This is a genomic window from Balneolaceae bacterium (assembly GCA_034521445.1).
GTDB lineage: Bacteria > Bacteroidota > Rhodothermia > Balneolales > Balneolaceae > JAXHMM01.
On the sequence record JAXHMM010000003.1, the window covers coordinates 270,183 to 288,272 of the forward strand.

At 60.7% G+C, this 18,090-nt stretch carries 15 protein-coding genes; 9 read left to right on the forward strand and 6 right to left on the reverse strand.

What is annotated here, in order from left to right; translation table 11 throughout:
• Window positions 1-46 precede the first annotated feature (46 nt).
• The gene (locus U5K31_01655; GenBank protein MDZ7771438.1) at window positions 47-3,277 is read left to right on the forward strand and encodes a hypothetical protein; all 3,231 of its coding nucleotides are present in this window, start codon (window positions 47-49) and stop codon (window positions 3,275-3,277) included.
• 250 nt (window positions 3,278-3,527) lie between these two features.
• Window positions 3,528-5,483 (forward strand): heavy metal translocating P-type ATPase, encoded by a 1,956-nt coding sequence (locus U5K31_01660; protein ID MDZ7771439.1) that lies wholly within the window; start codon window positions 3,528-3,530, stop codon window positions 5,481-5,483.
• A gap of 114 nt (window positions 5,484-5,597) precedes the next feature.
• Here U5K31_01660 and U5K31_01665 read toward each other — a convergent pair whose 3' ends face one another.
• Both U5K31_01665 and U5K31_01670 read right to left on the reverse strand, forming a co-directional pair.
• Window positions 5,598-6,020: a secondary thiamine-phosphate synthase enzyme YjbQ gene (locus U5K31_01665; protein MDZ7771440.1), complete on the reverse strand. Its 423-nt coding sequence runs from the start codon at window positions 6,018-6,020 to the stop codon at window positions 5,598-5,600.
• 2 nt (window positions 6,021-6,022) lie between these two features.
• Window positions 6,023-6,799, reverse strand: a complete 777-nt coding sequence (locus U5K31_01670) for an SDR family oxidoreductase (protein ID MDZ7771441.1) — start codon at window positions 6,797-6,799, stop codon at window positions 6,023-6,025.
• A gap of 266 nt (window positions 6,800-7,065) precedes the next feature.
• On the opposite strand from U5K31_01670, the gene typA reads away from it, so the two are divergent.
• Entirely contained in the window at window positions 7,066-8,898 is a 1,833-nt protein-coding gene (gene typA / locus U5K31_01675; protein ID MDZ7771442.1) for a translational GTPase TypA, read from the forward strand.
• On the opposite strand, the gene U5K31_01680 is transcribed toward typA, so the two are convergent.
• The 4 genes from U5K31_01680 to recG form a co-directional block, all read right to left on the reverse strand.
• On the reverse strand, window positions 8,895-9,455 hold the full coding sequence (locus U5K31_01680; protein ID MDZ7771443.1) for a DUF2306 domain-containing protein: 561 nt from the start codon (window positions 9,453-9,455) through the stop codon (window positions 8,895-8,897). The two genes, typA and U5K31_01680, sit on opposite strands and share 4 nt — an antisense overlap.
• A 4-nt stretch (window positions 9,456-9,459) precedes the next feature.
• Window positions 9,460-9,789 (reverse strand): transcriptional regulator, encoded by a 330-nt coding sequence (locus tag U5K31_01685; protein MDZ7771444.1) that lies wholly within the window; start codon window positions 9,787-9,789, stop codon window positions 9,460-9,462.
• Window position 9,790: 1 nt separating this feature from the next.
• A complete protein-coding gene (locus U5K31_01690; GenBank protein MDZ7771445.1) occupies window positions 9,791-10,384 on the reverse strand; it encodes a hypothetical protein in 594 nt (197 codons plus the stop codon).
• A 179-nt stretch (window positions 10,385-10,563) separates the two neighbouring features.
• Complete coding sequence (gene recG / locus U5K31_01695; protein ID MDZ7771446.1) at window positions 10,564-12,633, reverse strand: ATP-dependent DNA helicase RecG; 2,070 nt, start codon at window positions 12,631-12,633, stop codon at window positions 10,564-10,566.
• Between the two features lie 196 nt (window positions 12,634-12,829).
• On the opposite strand from recG, the gene rpsL reads away from it, so the two are divergent.
• Genes rpsL through rplC form a run of 6 tightly spaced genes read left to right on the forward strand, consistent with a single transcriptional unit; the run spans window position 12,830 to window position 18,090 of the window.
• Window positions 12,830-13,201 carry a 30S ribosomal protein S12 gene (rpsL, locus tag U5K31_01700; protein ID MDZ7771447.1) on the forward strand — a complete coding sequence of 124 codons (372 nt, stop codon included), beginning with the start codon at window positions 12,830-12,832 and terminating at the stop codon, window positions 13,199-13,201.
• 38 nt (window positions 13,202-13,239) lie between these two features.
• Window positions 13,240-13,707, forward strand: coding sequence for a 30S ribosomal protein S7 (rpsG, locus tag U5K31_01705; protein MDZ7771448.1), 468 nt, complete (start codon window positions 13,240-13,242; stop codon window positions 13,705-13,707).
• 47 nt (window positions 13,708-13,754) lie between these two features.
• Complete coding sequence (gene fusA, locus U5K31_01710) at window positions 13,755-15,902, forward strand: elongation factor G (protein ID MDZ7771449.1); 2,148 nt, start codon at window positions 13,755-13,757, stop codon at window positions 15,900-15,902.
• A 26-nt stretch (window positions 15,903-15,928) separates the two neighbouring features.
• Complete coding sequence (gene tuf / locus U5K31_01715) at window positions 15,929-17,116, forward strand: elongation factor Tu (protein MDZ7771450.1); 1,188 nt, start codon at window positions 15,929-15,931, stop codon at window positions 17,114-17,116.
• Window positions 17,117-17,129: 13 nt separating this feature from the next.
• Window positions 17,130-17,441 carry a 30S ribosomal protein S10 gene (gene rpsJ, locus U5K31_01720; GenBank protein ID MDZ7771451.1) on the forward strand — a complete coding sequence of 104 codons (312 nt, stop codon included), beginning with the start codon at window positions 17,130-17,132 and terminating at the stop codon, window positions 17,439-17,441.
• A 13-nt stretch (window positions 17,442-17,454) separates the two neighbouring features.
• A complete protein-coding gene (gene rplC, locus U5K31_01725) occupies window positions 17,455-18,090 on the forward strand; it encodes a 50S ribosomal protein L3 (protein ID MDZ7771452.1) in 636 nt (211 codons plus the stop codon).

Consider the following 18,090-nt stretch of genomic DNA (forward strand, 5'->3'; position numbering starts at 1 on the left):
TTCGGTGAATTTGGTCTACGGAAACCCTCACCAAGCCTTCTCATCCATGAAAGTACGACGATACCTTCTCCTGTTTTTCCTTACCCTGTTCTCCATGCCCCTGCTTGCGCAGGACGGCAATGTCATTTCGGAGACCAGCTACAACGGACTCCAGCTACGCAATATCGGTCCCGCCCTGAATACTGCGCGGATCGCCGACATCGCCATCCATCCTGAAAACGAGAATACCTGGTACGTGGCGGTGGGATCCGGCAACGTCTGGAAGACCGTCAACGCTGGCACCACCTTTGAGCCCATCTTCGACAACCAGGGCTCATACTCTACCGGCGCTGTCGCTCTTGACCCCAGCAATCCCAGTACGGTCTGGGTAGGCACCGGCGAGAACGTAGGAGGCCGACACGTCGGCTACGGGGATGGGATTTACCGCTCCGACGACGGGGGACGATCCTGGGAGAATATGGGACTGGAAAACTCCGAGCACATCTCCAAGATCATCGTACATCCGGAAAACTCCGATATCGTCTGGGTGGCCGCCCAGGGGCCGCTCTGGAACAGCGGCGATCAGCGGGGACTCTACAAGACCACCGACGGCGGGGAGACGTGGACCAAGACACTGGGCAACGACGAGTGGACCGGCGCCACGGATATCGTGATCGACCCGCGCAATCCCGACGTGCTTTATGCAGCCACATGGGACCGGCACCGAACCACCGCCGCCTACCTGGGTGGTGGACCCGGATCAGGGGTTCATAAGTCCACCGACGGCGGCGAGACTTGGACCGAGCTCCGCGGCGGACTGCCCGGCGGACCGCTAGGCAAGATTGGCCTGGCCATCTCCCCGCAGGATCCTGATCGCGTTTACGCGGCCATCGAGACCATCCGCACCGACGGAGGCGTCTGGATGTCCACCGATCGCGGCGCTTCCTGGGAGTACATGTCCGACGCCGTCTCCGGCGGCACCGGACCGCACTACTACCAGGAACTCTACGCCTCCCCCCACAATTTCGGGGAACTATACTTGGTGAGCAGCACCACCATGATGTCCACGGACCACGGAGCCAACTTTGAATATATTGATAACGGTTCCAAGCACGTGGACGACCACGCCATCGCCTTCAAGAAGAGCGATCCCGACTACATCCTCTTCGGGACGGACGGGGGACTCTACGAGACCTACGACAAGATGGAGACCTGGCGGCACCTCGACAACATGCCGGTCATGCAGTACTACAAGATTTCGGTGGATAACGCCAAGCCCTTTTACAACGTTTACGGGGGCACGCAGGACAACGGTTCGAACGGGGGACCTACCCGGACCATGAACTCCGACGGCATTACCAACGGCGACTGGTTCAAGATCCTGGGCGCCGACGGCCATGACAACGCCACCGAGCCGGGCAATCCCGACATCGTCTACGCCTCGACCCAGCAGGGCGGCCTCCACCGTATCGACCGCACCACCGGCGAGGAGGTCTACGTACGTCCCCAGCCGGGCGAGGGCGAGGATTTTGAGCGCTACAACTGGGACGCTCCCGTGGAGGTCTCCCCGCACAGTCCCACGACCATTTACCACGCCTCCCACCGCGTCTGGCGCTCGGAGAACCGGGGCAACAGCTGGACGCCCATTTCCGGCGACCTGACCCGCAACGAGGAGCGCATCACCCTCCCCATCCGGGGCAAGCAGCAGAGTTGGGACAATGCCTGGGACGTGGGGGCCATGACCAACTATAACACCATCACCTCCGTGGCCGAGTCGCCACTTGAGCAGGGCCTGCTCTACGCCGGTACGGACGACGGACTCTTCCACGTCTCCGAGAATGCGGGCGAGAGCTGGCGACGCGTGGAGCTGGGCGACGTCGAGGGCGTGCCCGACCGCATTTTTGTGAACGACATCGTGGCCGACCGCCACGACCCTAATACGGTCTACGTGATGGGCGACGACCATAAGAGCGGCGATTTCAGTCCCTACCTGCTCAAGAGCACCGACCGGGGCGAGACGTGGACCCGCATCGACGGGGACCTGCCGGACCGCCACCTGGTCTGGCGAATGACCCAGGATCATGTGGATCCCGACCTGCTTTTCGCGGCCACCGAATTCGGCATCTTCTTTACGGTGGACGGCGGGGAGAACTGGCAGGAACTCAGCGGCGGTGTGCCGACCATCGCCTTCCGTGATATCCACATCCAGCGGGAGTGGAACGACCTGGTGGCCGGCTCCTTCGGAAGGGGCATCTTCATCCTGGACGACTACACGCCGCTCCGCGAAATGACGCCCGAAATGCTGAACAGCGAGGCCGTGCTCTTCGATACGCGCGACGCCCTCTGGTATGTGCCCAACAATGCAATCGATTCTGAGGGCACAGCCGAATGGTCGGCTCCGAACCCACCCTACGGTGCCAACCTCACCTATTACCTCGGTGAGAGCCTGCAGTCGCTGGAAGGTCAGCGCAAGGCTGACGAGCGCGCCCTGGACGATGACGAGGACGTGCCTTTTGTGGGCTGGGACAGCCTGGAAGCCGAGATGCGTGAACAGGGTCCCACCGTCCTGATCACTATTAAAGATGAGAACGGCCAGGTAGTGAACCGCATCACCGGACCCACTTCCGAGGGCTTTCACCGCGTGAACTGGGAGCTGGACTACCACAGTGAGAGCATCATTGAAGTAGGGCAGCAGGCCGGCGGCTTCTTCGGCGGCGGCTTCCGGGTCACCCCGGGCACCTACACCGCCGAACTCTCGAAGGTGGTGCGCGGCGAGCATACCCCGCTCAGCGAGCCCATTACCTTTGAGGTGAAGCCCCTCTTTGACGGCGCCCTGCAGCGCGCCTCCAACGAGGAGTTCGCCTCCTTCCGGGAGACCCTCACGCAGTTTCAGCGCGAGCTGACGCGGACCGAGGAGAGCATGCAGGAGCAGATCGACCTCGTGAACGCCATGCAGACCGCGCTGCGTCGCGCGCCATCGGAGAATCCCGACCTGGCCGAACGACTCAACGACACGCGCCTTGAGCTACTCCAGCTTAACGAGGAGTTCGATGGCAGCGAGGCCAAAGGCGAAATCGGCGAAAGGAATCCCCCGACGCCCTCCGACCGCATGTTCGTAGGCTACCGGGCGCTCTTCACCACTTACGGTCCCACCGAGATGCACAAGCAGACCGTGCAGGTGGGCATGCGTGAGCTGGCCGACATCCGAGAGCGCATCCAGAACTACGCCGACAACGTTATTCCGGAACTGCGTCAGGCTGTAGAGGCCACCGGCGCGCCGCCCATCGAAGACTTTTAAAGTCTATCTATAAAGTCATAAAGTCTTGAAGTCCTGAAGTCGGAAAGTCATAAAGTCGGAAAGTCATGACGTCTGATGCTTGCAGGGGATCCCGGTTTTCCGGGGTCCCCTTTTTACTGGTGCGGCTCTCCCAGGCGATAGACCTTGCCACCGCTGTGTCCGGCTCGGCCTAATCTATATTGTGTCTATCCGCCGCCCTTGTTTACATGGGGTGTTGACGCACTGGATCGGATACCAACCTACGTAGCGCATGTCTGACAACGGCCATACGGAATCCCCATCCCCCGACGGTATCTCATCTGGCCTCCTCCGGTTCGAGATGGCCATGACTGCAGTCTGCACGCTCAGCCTGGCCTCTGGATTTTTCGGGGAGCTGCTGGGCTTAATCGGGCCGGCCGCGGCGAATATGTTCTATATGGCCGCCTATGCCGCCGGCGGGTACGCCGGGGTCCGCGAGAGCCTGAAGGCACTCAGGCACGGCGAGCTGAATGTGGATTTGCTGATGATCCTGGCGGCGGCCGGCGCGGCGGTGATCGGCGAGTGGCTGGAGGGTGCGGTGCTTCTGTTTCTCTTTTCTCTTAGCAACACCCTGCAGTATTACGCCATGGGACGCAGCCGAAGGGCCATTCGCTCCCTGATGAAACTGAGGCCGGACCGGGCCCTGAAGGTCTTTAGTGACGGACGCGAAGAAGAGGTGCCTGTGGAGGAGCTCAGTCCCGGCGACCGGATCAGGGTGAAACCGGGCGAGCGCATCCCCATGGACGGGGTGGTGGAGGAAGGGGAGAGCAGCGTCAACCAGGCGGCTATTACCGGCGAGAGCATGCCCGTTGTCAAGGAGGAGGGGGACGAGGTCTTTGCGGCCACCCTCAACGGGGGAGGTGTGCTCACCCTCAAGGTTACCCGTCACGCCCACGAGACCGCCCTGGCCAAAATCCTGCGGATGGTGGAGGAGGCCCAGGGGCGCAAGGCCGAAACCCAGCGCTACCTCGACGACTTCGAGTCACCCTACGCCCTGGGCGTTATCCTGGTTACCGTTGGACTCATCCTGGTTCCATGGCTGCTGCTGGGCGAACCCTTCGATCCGACTTTTTACAGGGCCATGACCGTGCTGGTGGTCGCCTCCCCCTGCGCGCTGATCATCAGCACCCCTGCCAGCATCCTTTCGGCCATCGCCATCGCGGCCCGCAACGGGGTGCTCTTCAAGGGCGGGGCTTTCCTCGAGCAGGCCGCCTCCATTGAGATGGTGGCCTTTGACAAGACGGGAACGCTCACCACGGGCGAGCCGCAGGTCACCGACGTGCTGGTGACGGAGGCCGTTCGCTCCGGGGAGGACGATCCGGGAGAAGGTGTCACCGAAGAGGAGATTCTTGCCCTGGCTGCCTCCGCCGAGGAGCACTCCGAACACCACCTGGCGGCCGCCATCCTGGAGAAGGCCCGCCGGGAGGGCGTCACGTGGAAGCGCGCGGCGGAGGTACAGGCCGATGCGGGCAAGGGCATCACCGCCATAGTCGAAGGCCGAGAGGTGCGTGTGGGCAACCGGAAGATGTTTCCCGGCGTGATGGAGAATCTGCCCGCCTCCCTGAAGGAACGTATCGAGGATCTTCGCAGGGAGGGAAAGACCTACGTGTTCGTGGAGCGCGATGGAACAGTCATTGGCCTGATTGCCATGGCCGACACGCTAAGGGAGGATGCGCCCGGAGCCCTGCAGGCCCTGCGGGAGCTGGGCATTAAGGAGCTGGTGATGCTGACCGGAGATCTGCCCTCGGTGGCGGAGGCCATCGGAGAAAAGCTGGGCATGGACCGAATCTACGCCGAACTGCTGCCCAACCGCAAGGTGGAACTGGTGCGCGAGCTGGCGGCCGGTCGCCCCGTGGCCATGGTGGGGGACGGGGTCAACGACGCCCCCGCGCTGGCCGGCAGCAACATCGGCATCGCCATGGGAGCGGCGGGCACCGACGTGGCCCTGGAGACGGCCGACGTGGTGTTGATGTCGGACGACCTGATGAAAATACCATGGCTGATACAACTTTCCCGAAGGGCCAGGAGGGTGGTGTGGCAGAACATCGTCTTCAGCCTTGCGGTCATAGCCGTGCTGGTAGCCTCGGTCTTTTTGTTTGATCTGCCGCTGCCTCTGGGGGTGGTGGGGCACGAGGGAAGCACCCTGTTGGTCGTTCTCAATGGTCTTCGGCTTTTAAAGTCTGACTAAGTCTAATAAGTCATAAAGTCTCCCAAGTCAGAAAGTCTTAAAGTCTGATAAGTCGAAAAGTCAGAAAGTCGTAAAGTCGGATGCCCGACTTCGGACTTTTCGACTTATCAGACTTTAAGACTTTCCATGGATGGTCACGACCAGACGGCGCGATCCCCCGCTGTTGCGATGCTCGCAGAGCCAGATGCCCTGCCAGGTGCCCAGGTTCAGGCGGCCGTTGGTGACAGGCACGGTCAGATCATGACCCAGCAGGGAGCTTTTGATATGGGAGGTCATGTCGTCCGGTCCCTCCAGGGTATGCTCGTAGAGGGAGGTGTCTTCCGGGACCATACGCTTGAAGTGCGAAAGGAAGTCGCGCCGGACCGCCGGATCGGCGTTCTCGTTCAGTGTGAGGGAGGCGCTTGTATGCAGAATGAAAAAGTGGGCCAGTCCCCGTTCCATATGTTCCAGGCCCTCAAGCTGGTCGAGTACCTCGTCGGTAACCAGATGGTAGCCGCGCGATTTTGGGGAAAGGGTTATTTCCTGTTGGTGCCACATTATTAACCAAAAAGTCCCTTGATGCTGCCGCCGTCGTGGCTTATGGTTTGTCCTGTCACGTATCCGGCCTTCGGCGAAAGCAGCCACGCCGCCAGGCTGGCGATCTCGCCCGCCTCTCCCATGCGTCCCACGGGTATGGCCTCCTCCATGTCGGCCTTCATCTCCTCGAAGCTCATGTCGCTGTCGTCGGCCTCTTTGCTGATCACGCGGTCGATGGCGGGCGTGTTGTGGGAACCGGGCGCCAGAACGTTGACGGTCACGCCCTCCCCGGCGACCTCGAGAGAGAGGCTCTTGGCGAAGCCCACCATGCCGGAGCGAAAGGCATTGCTGAGCACCAGCTTGGGCAGGGGCTGCTTGACCGACTGGCTCTCGATGAAGAGCATGCGGCCGTAGCTGTTGGCGGTGAAATAAGAGACCAGTCGCAGGGCCAGTTCCACCTTCCAGCGCATAACTTTGTTGTAGGCTTTGTCCCAGTCCACCAGGGCCGTCTCCAGGGGAGTCAGTGCGGGCGGCCCTCCCGCGTTGAAGACCACTCCGTGCAGGCTGTCGTTGCCGATGGCCGCCTCGATTTCGTTGTGGGTATCCTCCTGCAGCAGGTTGCCGGCCACCACGGTCACCTGGCCGGGGAAGTCCCCGGAGAGTTCCTCCAGCTTTTCCTGGCGGCGGGCGACGGCGATGACCTGCGCGCCCTCCTCCAGCAGCTGTTCGGCAATGGCGCGTCCGAAGCCGCTGCTGGCTCCGCATACGATAAAACGCTGTTCGGCAATCTCTAGGTCCATGTGTTGTGGGGTGTTTCGGGTTGAGGTTGGTATGCCGGTGTGCCGTATAGATATAACACGTAAAGTCCGGCCGGTTGGTTCCCGGTGGGCGGTTGGAGGCCGGGCAGGGTGCCCTCCAAGGTATCCATCAACCGTTAAAAAATATAGCCGCGATCTCTCCGTCCCCCTGCCGCGGGAGTGGAAGAAAAGGGGAGGCGCCATGCGGAGTTGTGCGCAAAATGCCTTATTTTGAAAGTCTTTTTGAACCCCGATTTTACCGCGCCTGTATGAGTACCGACCTGAGAAATATCGCCATTATCGCCCACGTGGACCACGGCAAGACCACCCTGGTGGACCAGATGCTGCGCCAGAGCGGCACCTTCCGGGAGAATCAGCAGGTGAGAGAGAGGGTGATGGACTCCGGCGACCTGGAGCGGGAGAAGGGTATCACCATCAGCTCCAAAAACACTGCCATACGCTGGAAAGGCACCAAGATCAACATCGTGGACACCCCGGGCCACGCCGATTTCGGCGGGGAGGTGGAGCGCATCCTCAAGATGGTGAACGGGGTGATCCTGCTGGTGGACGCCGCCGAGGGACCCCTCCCGCAGACCAAGTTTGTGCTTCGGAAGTCCCTGCGCATGGGCTTCCGGCCCATTGTGGTGATCAACAAGATCGACCGCAAGGACGCGCGCCCCGACGAGGTGCTCAACGAAATCTTCGATCTTTTCGTGATACTGGATGCCGACGACGATCAGCTCGACTTTCCCCTGCTATACGCCGTTGGACTGGAGGGCATGGCCAAGCGGGAGCTGGAACATGAGGGCGGGGACCTGACGCCTCTTTTCGAAACCATCGTGGAGCATGTGCCCGCCCCCGAACAGCAGCTCGACGCCCCATTCAAGATGCTGGTGAGCAGCATCGACTGGAACGACTACGTGGGACGCATCGCCATCGGCCGCGTGGAACAGGGACGCATTCGCCTGAACCAGGAGATTGCGCTGCTGGACCGCAAGGGCAACCTGAAGGAGAAGGCGCGCGCGACCAAGCTGTATACTTTTTCGGGACTGGGACGCGAACCGGTGGAGGAGGCCGTGGCGGGAGACATCTTCGCAATGGCCGGCTATCAGCAGACCGACATAGGCGACACGCTGACGGCGGCCTCCGACATGACGGCCCTGCCCTACCCGGACATCGACCAGCCCACCATGGCCATGTTCTTCCGGGTCAACGACTCGCCCTTCTCGGGCCTGGAAGGCAACTACGTGACCTCCAACCAGATCGAGGACCGCCTGATGCGCGAGATCCGCACCAACGTGGCCATCAAGGTGGAGGAGACCTCCAGTCCGGACATCTACCGGGTGGCCGGGCGGGGTGAGCTGCAGCTGGCCGTACTCATCGAGACCATGCGGCGCGAGGGCTACGAGTTTTCCGTCTCGCGACCGGAGGTTCTGATGAAGGAAATCGACGGGTCGATCCACGAGCCCTTCGAGGAGGTGGTGGTCGACGTGCACCAGGACTACGCCAATCGGGTGATCGACAACCTGCAGAAGCGCAGGGGTCTCATGACCTCGATGACCTCCGAGGGCGAGAACAACCGCCTGGTTTTTGAGGCGCCTTCGCGCGGACTCATCGGTTTTCGCGGGGAGATGCTCACTGAGACGCGCGGTACGGGCGTCATGCATCAGCAGTTCGAGGAATACCGTCCCCACGCCGGGGAGGTGCCCACCCGCAACCGCGGGGCGCTCATCGCCCTGGAGAGGGGAGAGGTGACCTCCTACGCCCTGGAGGGGTTGCAGGACCGCGGCACCTTCTTTGTGAATCCGGGCGAAGCGGTGTACGGGGGACAGGTGGTGGGCAGCAATAACCGATCCGACGACCTGGTGGTCAACGTGGTCAAGAAGAAGAATCTCACCAACCACCGCGCCACCCAGAGCGCCGACGCCGTCAAGATCGATCCCGCAAAGAAGATGAGCCTGGAGCAGTGCATCGAGTTTATTGCGCGCGACGAGCTGCTGGAGGTGACCCCGGAAAGCCTGCGCATCCGCAAGCTGCATCTCGATCCCAACGAGCGCAAGCGTGCAGAAAAGAAAGGACTGAAGGAGGGCCTGCAGGCCTAGGATTCTGCATTGGCACCCCTTCCGGCCTCAGCAGAGGACTCAGACCCGGTCCCGGTTCCCGTCTCCGCCTCCGGCCGGTAGCGAGCGAACGCCTTCTCCGCCCAATGATCCCTGCGCGTGTAGTAGAAGTATCCGCCAATCAGCATGATTCCCCCGGTGGCGTAGCCCACCATGCCAAAGAAAGGCGTGTCGGGCACCCGCGTAAGCACCTCCGACACGAAGGCCGCGTAGAGTCCCATCACCGACCAGTACATCCACGCCAGGTGGGCCATGAGCCAGCTTTTTGAGGTGCGCCGCACGGCCGGGATAATGCCGGCCACCACGGTCACCAGGCTGAGCATGGCGGCGACGTGGAAGACCCCGAAGCCCCCGAAAAGGCGGTAGATGAGGAAGGCCGTCAGGTTCAACGTCAGCATGGCACCGAAGTAGACGTAGCCTATCTTGCGGTGACGTTCGGTTCCCTTGGGGGTAAAGAGGATCCAGGTGCCGGTGACGAGGGCGACTACGGCAGCCGCCAGGTGCACCGCGCCGGTAGCGTCGTGAACGAGGTAGTTCATGTGTTCAGTCGTTTTCGGTGGAGGGAGGTTCTGGTGTTGAGCTGTCGTCGGGATCGATGTATTGCTTTAGGGTATCGACATAGGACTCGAAGGCCTCCAGGCCCTGGGGGGTAATCCGGCAGCGGGTGCGTGGCTTCCGGTCCACAAAAGTCTTCTCCACCTCGATGTAGCCCGCCTCCTCCAGCTTGCTGAGCTGCACGCTCATGTTGCCCGAGGTGGCGCCGGTCTGCTCCATCAGGTAGGTGAAATCGGCGTGTTCCACGCTCAGCAGCAGGGACATGACGGCCAGCCGAAGCTGGGAGTGCAGAAGCGGATCCAGGTCGTCGAAACTCATCTCAGGAATCCTCCCCGCTGTTCTTCAGCAGGTAGCCGGGCACCAGGTAGCCCCCGGCGACGGCTGCGGCGGTGGCCAGGAGCTGCCAGGCTAAGGGCAGCAGAAAGGCCGCGATGGCCAGGGCCCAGATGAAATAACCCCCGTATTTCAGGGGAGGGAACCGCAGTACGCAACCTGAGAGGAAGGTGGAACCGGCGGCCAGCAGGAGCACCAGGGGGGTCAGGTAGTGGGGGTCGGCGCTGAGGAAATAGATGATGAGGAAGTAGTTGGCCAGGAAGACCATCCAGATGGTGGAGTATACCCGGTTGGGGTACGTGCGCACCTCTTCCGTGCGGCCGTCTCGTGCGCCCTTCACAAAGGAGGCGATCACGCCCACGGCTATGACCGCCCATGCCCACTCGGGGCGGGCTGTCAGTTCAACGTGCAGCAGCAGGAAGTGTCCCAGGCTGCCCGCCAGGATGATCCATCCCCACAGCAGGAAGTAGAAGGCCTGACTGCGAAAGTCGCCCTTCGCCCGCGAGATCATGTCCCGTATCAGGGCCAGGCTCTCCCGGCCGCTCATCGATTCGCCCGTAGGCTCCTTGCTCTGTTCCATGGTCGGCATGTATTGGTTTGCATCTTAATTCAGATACAATTATAAACTACTTTATAAAATAAAGCAAGTGTGTATGCACCTGCCCGACAGATATACGAACAAAAGGACTTCGAACTTCCCGACTTCGGACTTTCAGACTTTCCGACTTTATGACTTAGTAGACTTTAAGCCTTTAAAGACTATCCCAGCCCATAATACCGTGACCTTTCTTTGAAATAGGGAATGAAGACTTTGCGCAGTTCGGCGTGTTCAGGACGCTGCAGCTCCGGGTCCTCCCGCATCACCCGGCGGGCGGCCTCCCGCGCCTGCTCCAGCAGCATCTGGTCTTCCACGATGTCGGCCAACCGGAATTCGGGCAGACCGCTCTGCCTGGTACCGAGGAAGTCGCCCGGCCCGCGCAGTTTCAGGTCGACTTCGGCGATCTCGAAACCGTCGCTGGTCCGGCTCATGGTATTCAGCCGTGTGCGGGCGTCCTTGCCCACCTGTTCACCGGGTATAAGAATGCAGTAACTCTGCCGGGCGCCGCGTCCGATACGGCCACGGAGCTGGTGAAGCTGGGAGAGGCCGAAGCGCTCGGCATGCTCCACGATCATCAGGCTGGCGTTGGGAACATCCACCCCCACCTCGATGACGGTGGTGGATACCAGGATCTGCACCTCCCCCTCCACGAAACGCTGCATCACCTGCTCCTTCTCTTCGGCCTTCATGCGTCCGTGCAGCAGTCCCACCTCCCGGTTGTCAAAGCGCTCGCGCAGGTGTTCGTAGCCCTGCGTGGCATCCTTCAGGTCGAGGGCCTCCGACTCCTCCACCAGAGGGTAGACCACGTAGGCCTGTCCCCCGTCTTCCAGTTCCTTGTCCATAAAATCATAGATGTCCTCCCGCGCCTTCTCCCTGCGGACCGCCGTGCGCACCGGCTTTCGTCCCCCGGGCAGCTCCCGGATCACCGAGATGTCCAGGTCGCTGTAGAGCGTCATGGCCAGCGATCGGGGGATGGGGGTGGCCGACATGACCAGCACATGGGGATGGGAGCCCTTTTCGAGAATCTCCGCGCGCTGGCGCACCCCGAAGCGGTGCTGCTCGTCGATGACGGCCAGGCCCAGGTTATGAAAGGTAACCGTATCCTGGATGACCGCGTGGGTGCCTGCCAGAATCTGGCAGGTGCCGCCGGCCACGTCGGACAGGATGTCCTCCCGTGCGGAGGCGTTGCGACTTCCGGTAAGCAGACGCACGTTGAGGTCGAGCGGTTCCAGGTATTCCGAGAGGGTGCGGAAGTGCTGTTCGGCCAGGATTTCCGTCGGAGCCATGAAACAGGCCTGCAGGCCGTTGTCCACGGCCATGAGCATGGCGCCCACGGCCACGACGGTCTTTCCCGAACCCACGTCCCCCTGAATGAGCCGGTTCATCTGTACGCCGCTGCGGACATCGGCCTTGATGTCAGCCAGCGCCTGCTTCTGTCCCCCGGTCAGCTCGAAGGGCAGGTGTTCGTTGAAAAAGCGGCGGGTGTAGTTATCCATTTCACTGAGCAGATGCCCCTGTTTCCGCTCGACGATACGCCGCTTGATGCGCGCAATGCTGAGGGTGAAGAGGAATAGCTCCTCGAACTTGAAACGCTCGCGGGCACGCCGGTAGTCGGGGGGCTCCTCCGGGAAGTGGGCCATGCGGTAGGCTTCCTTGCGGGACGGGAGGCCGTGTTTCTCCAGCAGGGAAGTGGGGAGGTATTCGGGCGGTTCGCTGTGGCGCAGGGCCTGCTCCATCCATCGGCCGATCAGCCTGCTGGTAATGTACGCCTTCGAGAAAGCCTTTCCCGAGGGATAGACCGCCACGATGCGTCCCAGTTCGCTGCGCCCGTCCTTCTCCTCCACCTGGTCCACTTCCGGGTGAGCCATGCTCAGGGAGCTGCCGTAGCGTTTCACGGTGCCGAAAAAGGTGACCAGCTGTCCTTCCTCGAAGAGCTTGTGCACCCAGGAGGTGCCCTTGAACCAGACCCCCTTGAGGGAGGCGGTGTCGTCCTGTATAAGCACTTCCAGTCGTTTTTTACGGCCCTTGCCCGCAAATCGAACCGATTTGACTTCGCCTACCACGGTGGCCTCCTCGCCCCGCCCTCTCAGCCGGCCGATGGGAAGGACGGTGGTGCGGTCCAGGTATTTGCGCGGGAGGAAGTCCAGCAGGTCACCGATGCTGCGCACATCGTGCTCGGCGAGCGCCTTCAGGCGCCCGGTCCCCATACCGTCCAGGTCAGATAATTTCAAATTTGATATATTGATATATACAACTATATAAGTATTAGGAGGCCTTTAGAGCTTGTTTAAAGGGGTGGCGAATATTTTGGCCAAAAAGAGTCGTGTTGGTGCGTTCTGGAGGGATTATTTTTTGCAAATCATACCCGAAATTCCTTATCATTGGCAACTCTTGTTTGACCGAAAAATCCAATTAAGCGCCTAGCCTGTGCCTACGATTCAACAGCTCATCCGCAAAGGTAGAAAAAGTAAGACGAGCAAAACAACTGCTCCGGCCTTGCAAAACTGCCCGCAGAAACGCGGCGTGTGTACGCGCGTTTATACAACAACGCCCAAGAAGCCCAACTCCGCGCTTCGGAAGGTGGCCCGCGTCCGGCTGACCAACGGTTATGAGGTCACCGCCTACATCCCGGGTGAGGGGCACAACCTGCAGGAACACAGCATCGTGCTGATCCGCGGCGGCCGGGTGAAAGATCTTCCCGGGGTGCGCTACCATATCGTACGCGGCGTGCTCGACACGGCGGGTGTGGCAGATCGCCGGCAGGGCCGCAGCCTCTACGGCACCAAAAAGCCCAAGTAATTCATCCTACGGTAAAGCAGCTTAAATCCTGAGGACCTATGAGAAGAAAAACAGCAGAGAAGCGTGATATTCAGCCGGATCCCCTGTTCGGCGACAAGCTGGTCACCCGTTTTGTGAACAATCTGATGAGAGACGGCAAGAAGAACATCGCCCGAAAGATTCTCTACCAGGCCTTTGAAATTATCGAAGAAAAGACCGGCGAAGAAGGCATTGACGTATTCAAGGAAGCGATGAGCAACGTCTCGCCTGTCGTGGAGGTCCGCGGCCGCCGCGTCGGCGGATCCACCTACCAGGTGCCCATCGAGGTGCGTCCTGACCGGGGCACCGCCCTGGGCATGCGCTGGCTGATCAGCGCCAGCAACGGCCGCAACGACAAGTCGATGGCACGCCGGCTGTCGCGCGAACTGATGGACGCCGCCAACAACGAGGGCGGCGCCGTACGCAAAAAGGACGAAGTGCACCGCATGGCCGAGGCCAACAAGGCCTACGCCCACTTCCGATTCTAGACCCTATATCATCAATCACTACACAGACCGAGTTTTAACGTATTCAAATGGCTGAAGCAACCACCAAAACCGACCCCAAAATTGTAGACCGGATCAAGAGGACCCGGAACATCGGCATCATGGCCCACATCGATGCCGGCAAGACCACCGTGACCGAACGCATCCTCTTCTACACCGGAATTACCCACCGCATGGGTGAGGTGCACGACGGGGCCGCCACCATGGACTGGATGGAGCAGGAGAAGGAGCGGGGCATTACCATTACCTCCGCCGCCACCCACTGTATCTGGAAGGACCACCGCATCAATATTATCGACACTCCCGGCCACGTGGACTTTACGGTGGAGGTGGAGCGCTCCCTGCGAGTGCTTGACGGCGCCATCGGCGTCTTCTGTTCCGTGGGCGCCGTTCAGCCGCAGTCGGAGACCGTTTGGCGCCAGGCCAACAAGTACAACGTCCCGCGCATGGCCTTCGTCAACAAGATGGATCGCACGGGGGCGGACTTCTTCAATGTGATTACACAGATGAAGGAGAAGCTCAAGGCCAATCCCATTCCCATCCAGATTCCCATCGGTACGGAGGAGGATTTCCGCGGGGTGGTCGACCTGATCAACATGCGGGGCGTTATCTGGGACGACCAGTCTCTCGGTATGGAATACGACGAGATCGAAATTCCCGAGGACCTGAAGAAGAAGGCTGCCGAGTATCGCAAGATCATGCTTGAAGCCATCGCCGACCAGAACGACGAGCTGATGGAGAAGTACCTCATGGAGGAGGAGATCAGCGAAGAGGAGATTGACGAGGCGATCCGCCTGGCCACCCTTGATCGCTCCATCACGCCGGTCATGTGCGGCTCCGCCCTTAAGAACAAGGGCGTGCAGACGCTGCTGGACAAGGTGATCAAGTACATGCCCAGCCCCTACGACATTCCCGCCGTTACCGGCAAGGATCCCCAGGACCATTCTGTGAAACTGAAACGCGAACCCAGCGTGAACGAACCATTCTCCGCGCTGGCTTTCAAGATCATGTCCGACCCCTACGTGGGCAAGTTGACCTTTTTCCGCGTCTACTCGGGCGAGCTTGAGAAGGGATCCTACATATACAATGCCACCACGGGCGAGAAAGAGCGCATCGGACGCATTCTTGAGATGCACGCCAACGACAAGAAGGATATGGACGTGGTACGCGCCGGCGACATCGCCGCGGCTGTAGGCGTCAAGCAGGTCCGCACGGGCGACACCTTCTGTGACATCGACCATCCCATTCTTCTTGAGGAAATTACCTTCCCCGAGCCCGTGATCAAGCTGGCCGTGGAGCCCAAGTCGAAGGCCGACGCCGAGAAGCTGACCAAGGGCCTGATCAAGCTTGCCGAGGAGGATCCCACCTTCCAGGTGGAGTCCGACGAGGAGACCGGCCAGACCACCATCGCCGGCATGGGCGAGCTGCACCTTGAAATCATCGTTGACCGCCTGAAGCGCGAATTCAAGGTAGAGGCCAACGTGGGACGTCCCCAGGTCTCCTATCGCGAGACGATTACCGGCGTGGTCGAGCACCGCGAAACCTATAAGAAGCAGACCGGCGGCCGGGGCAAGTTCGCCGACATGGAATTTGAGATGGGTCCCCTCGAGCACTTTGACGAGTACGACCCTGAAGAGGACAAGAAGGTCACCCTTGAGAACGGTTTCAAGTTTATCGATGAAATCGTGGGCGGCAACATCCCCCGCGAATTTATTCCCGCCGTGGAGAAGGGCCTGCGCAGGTCCATGAAGGGCGGCATCCAGGCCGACTATCCGGCCCAGAACATTGGGGTGCGCCTTTTCGACGGTTCCTACCACGACGTGGATTCCGACGCCGTAGCCTTTGAACTCTGCGCCAAGCTGGCCTTCCGCCGTGCGGCGCTAAGGGCCAAGCCCACCATCCTCGAACCCGTCATGGAGGTGGAGATCATCACTCCCGAGGAGTACATGGGCGATGTGATCGGCGACCTCAACGGCCGCCGCGGCATCATCGGCAAGATGGACAACAACAAGGAGGGTTCCGTGGTCACTTCCCGCGTGCCCCTCTCCGAGATGTTCGGCTACTCCACCGACCTGCGTTCCATTACCCAGGGACGTGCGGTCTACTCCATGGAGTTCGACTCTTATGAGCCGGTGCCTTCCGAAATCGAGAAGGAAATACTGGAATCGAGATCCTAAAACCTGACTGAGAAACCACCACTATTATGGCAAAAGAGACTTTTCAACGGACCAAGCCCCACGTAAACATTGGAACGATCGGCCACGTCGACCACGGGAAGACGACGCTGACGGCGGCCATTACGACGGTGATGGCCAAGCACTACGGGGGGGTTGCCAAGCAGTTTGCGGACATCGACAACGCTCCGGAGGAGAAGGAGCGGGGCATTACCATTGCCACGGCGCACGTGGAGTACGAGACCGACAAGCGCCACTACGCCCACGTGGACTGCCCGGGCCATGCCGACTACGTGAAGAACATGGTGACGGGCGCGGCGCAGATGGACGGGGCGATCCTGGTGGTGGCGGCCACGGACGGTCCGATGCCGCAGACCCGCGAGCACATTCTGCTGGCCCGCCAGGTGGGGGTTCCGCAGATCGTGGTGTTCATGAACAAGACGGACCTGGTCGACGACGAGGAGCTGATCGAGCTGGTGGAGCTGGAGGTACGCGAGCTGCTCTCGAGCTATGAGTTTGACGGCGACGAGATTCCGGTGATCCAGGGCAGCGCGCTGAACGCGCTGAACGGGGAGGAGGATGCCGAGCAGGCGATTCTGGACCTGATGGACGCCGTTGACGAGACCATTCCGACCCCGGAGCGCGACATAGACAAGCCGTTCCTGATGCCGGTGGAGGATGTGTTCAGCATCACCGGCCGGGGCACGGTGGCCACGGGCCGCATCGAGCGGGGCGTGGTGCAGCTCAACGACGAGGTGGAGATTGTGGGCATTGTCGAAGACCCGATGAGCTCGGTGGTGACCGGCATTGAGATGTTCCGCCGGATGCTCGACGAGGGCCAGGCCGGCGACAACGCCGGGATCCTTCTTCGCGGCATCGACAAGGAGGAGCTTCAGCGGGGCATGGTGCTCTGCAAGCCGGGTTCGATCACCCCGCACAAGAAGTTCAAGTGCGAGGTGTACGTGCTCAGCAAGGACGAGGGCGGGCGTCACACGCCCTTTTTCCAGGGCTACCGTCCGCAGTTCTACTTCCGGACGACCGACGTGACGGGCTCCTGCGAGCTGCCGTCGGGCGTGGAGATGGTGATGCCGGGCGACAACGTGAACATGACGGTATCGCTGATCCAGCCGGTGGCCATGGAAGACGGGCTGCGCTTTGCGATCCGCGAGGGCGGCCGTACGGTCGGCGCCGGCGTGGTAACTGAAATTATCGAGTAAATCATTCGGAACTGTGGCTACACAACAGAAAATACGAATTAAGCTCAAGTCGTACGATCACAACCTGATCGATAAATCGGCGGAGAAAATCATACAGACGGTCAAGTCGACCGGGGCCGTGGTATCGGGACCGATCCCCCTGCCCACCAAGAAGAACATCATCACGGTGAACCGTTCGGTACACGTGAACAAGAAGTCGCGCGAGCAGTTTGAATACCGCTCACACAAGCGGCTGATCGACATCCTGTCGACCGGTTCGCAGACCGTGGATGCTCTTATGAAACTGGAGCTGCCCTCCGGCGTGGACGTAGAAATTAAAGTGTAACAACAGGACCACTATGAGTCGCGGACTAATTGGAAAAAAAGTGGGAATGACCAACATGTTCGATGACCGCGGCCGCAACTATGCGGTCACCGTCGTCGAGGTCGCACCCTGCGTGATCACCCAGATCAAGACCGTGGAGCGGGACGGCTATGAGGCCGTGCAGCTCTCGGCTTTCGACAGGAAGGCCAAGAGCACCTCAAAGCAGCTCCAGGGCCATTTTGAGAAGGCCGGCACCTCTCCCAAACGGTACGTCACCGAATTTCGGGATTACATTCCCGAGGGTATGGAGGTGGGCGACGAGCTGAACATTGAGGATGTGTTCGCCTTGGGTGACAGCGTCGATGTGGTCGGCATTACCAAGGGCAAGGGCTTCACCGGCGTGATGAAGCGTCACAATTTCAGCGGCGTCGGCGAGGCCACGCACGGCCAGCACAACCGCCAGCGTCACCCCGGGGCCATCGGCCAGGCTTCGGATCCCGCCCGCGTGTTCAAGGGCATGAAGATGGCCGGACGCTCCGGCAACTCACGCGCCAAGATCAAAAACCTGACGGTCGCGAAGATACTTCCTGATGCAAACCTGATGATGATCACCGGCTCCATCCCCGGTCCCAACGGCCGGAAGGTAGAAATTTACAATCACAGCGAATAA

What these genes read in the sequence shown, in the direction of transcription:
- U5K31_01665 (MDZ7771440.1), bottom strand. Translation starts at nt 6,020, where the DNA reads ATGTGGCACCAACAGGAAATAACCCTTTCCCCAAAATCGCGCGGCTAC.
- U5K31_01680 (MDZ7771443.1), bottom strand. Translation starts at nt 9,455, where the DNA reads ATGAACTACCTCGTTCACGACGCTACCGGCGCGGTGCACCTGGCGGCT.
- U5K31_01690 (MDZ7771445.1), bottom strand. Translation starts at nt 10,384, where the DNA reads ATGGAACAGAGCAAGGAGCCTACGGGCGAATCGATGAGCGGCCGGGAG.
- U5K31_01670 (MDZ7771441.1), bottom strand. Translation starts at nt 6,799, where the DNA reads ATGGACCTAGAGATTGCCGAACAGCGTTTTATCGTATGCGGAGCCAGC.
- U5K31_01655 (MDZ7771438.1), top strand. Translation starts at nt 47, where the DNA reads ATGAAAGTACGACGATACCTTCTCCTGTTTTTCCTTACCCTGTTCTCC.
- U5K31_01660 (MDZ7771439.1), top strand. Translation starts at nt 3,528, where the DNA reads ATGTCTGACAACGGCCATACGGAATCCCCATCCCCCGACGGTATCTCA.
- rpsG (MDZ7771448.1), top strand. Translation starts at nt 13,240, where the DNA reads ATGAGAAGAAAAACAGCAGAGAAGCGTGATATTCAGCCGGATCCCCTG.
- tuf (MDZ7771450.1), top strand. Translation starts at nt 15,929, where the DNA reads ATGGCAAAAGAGACTTTTCAACGGACCAAGCCCCACGTAAACATTGGA.
- U5K31_01685 (MDZ7771444.1), bottom strand. Translation starts at nt 9,789, where the DNA reads ATGAGTTTCGACGACCTGGATCCGCTTCTGCACTCCCAGCTTCGGCTG.
- rplC (MDZ7771452.1), top strand. Translation starts at nt 17,455, where the DNA reads ATGAGTCGCGGACTAATTGGAAAAAAAGTGGGAATGACCAACATGTTC.
- typA (MDZ7771442.1), top strand. Translation starts at nt 7,066, where the DNA reads ATGAGTACCGACCTGAGAAATATCGCCATTATCGCCCACGTGGACCAC.
- fusA (MDZ7771449.1), top strand. Translation starts at nt 13,755, where the DNA reads ATGGCTGAAGCAACCACCAAAACCGACCCCAAAATTGTAGACCGGATC.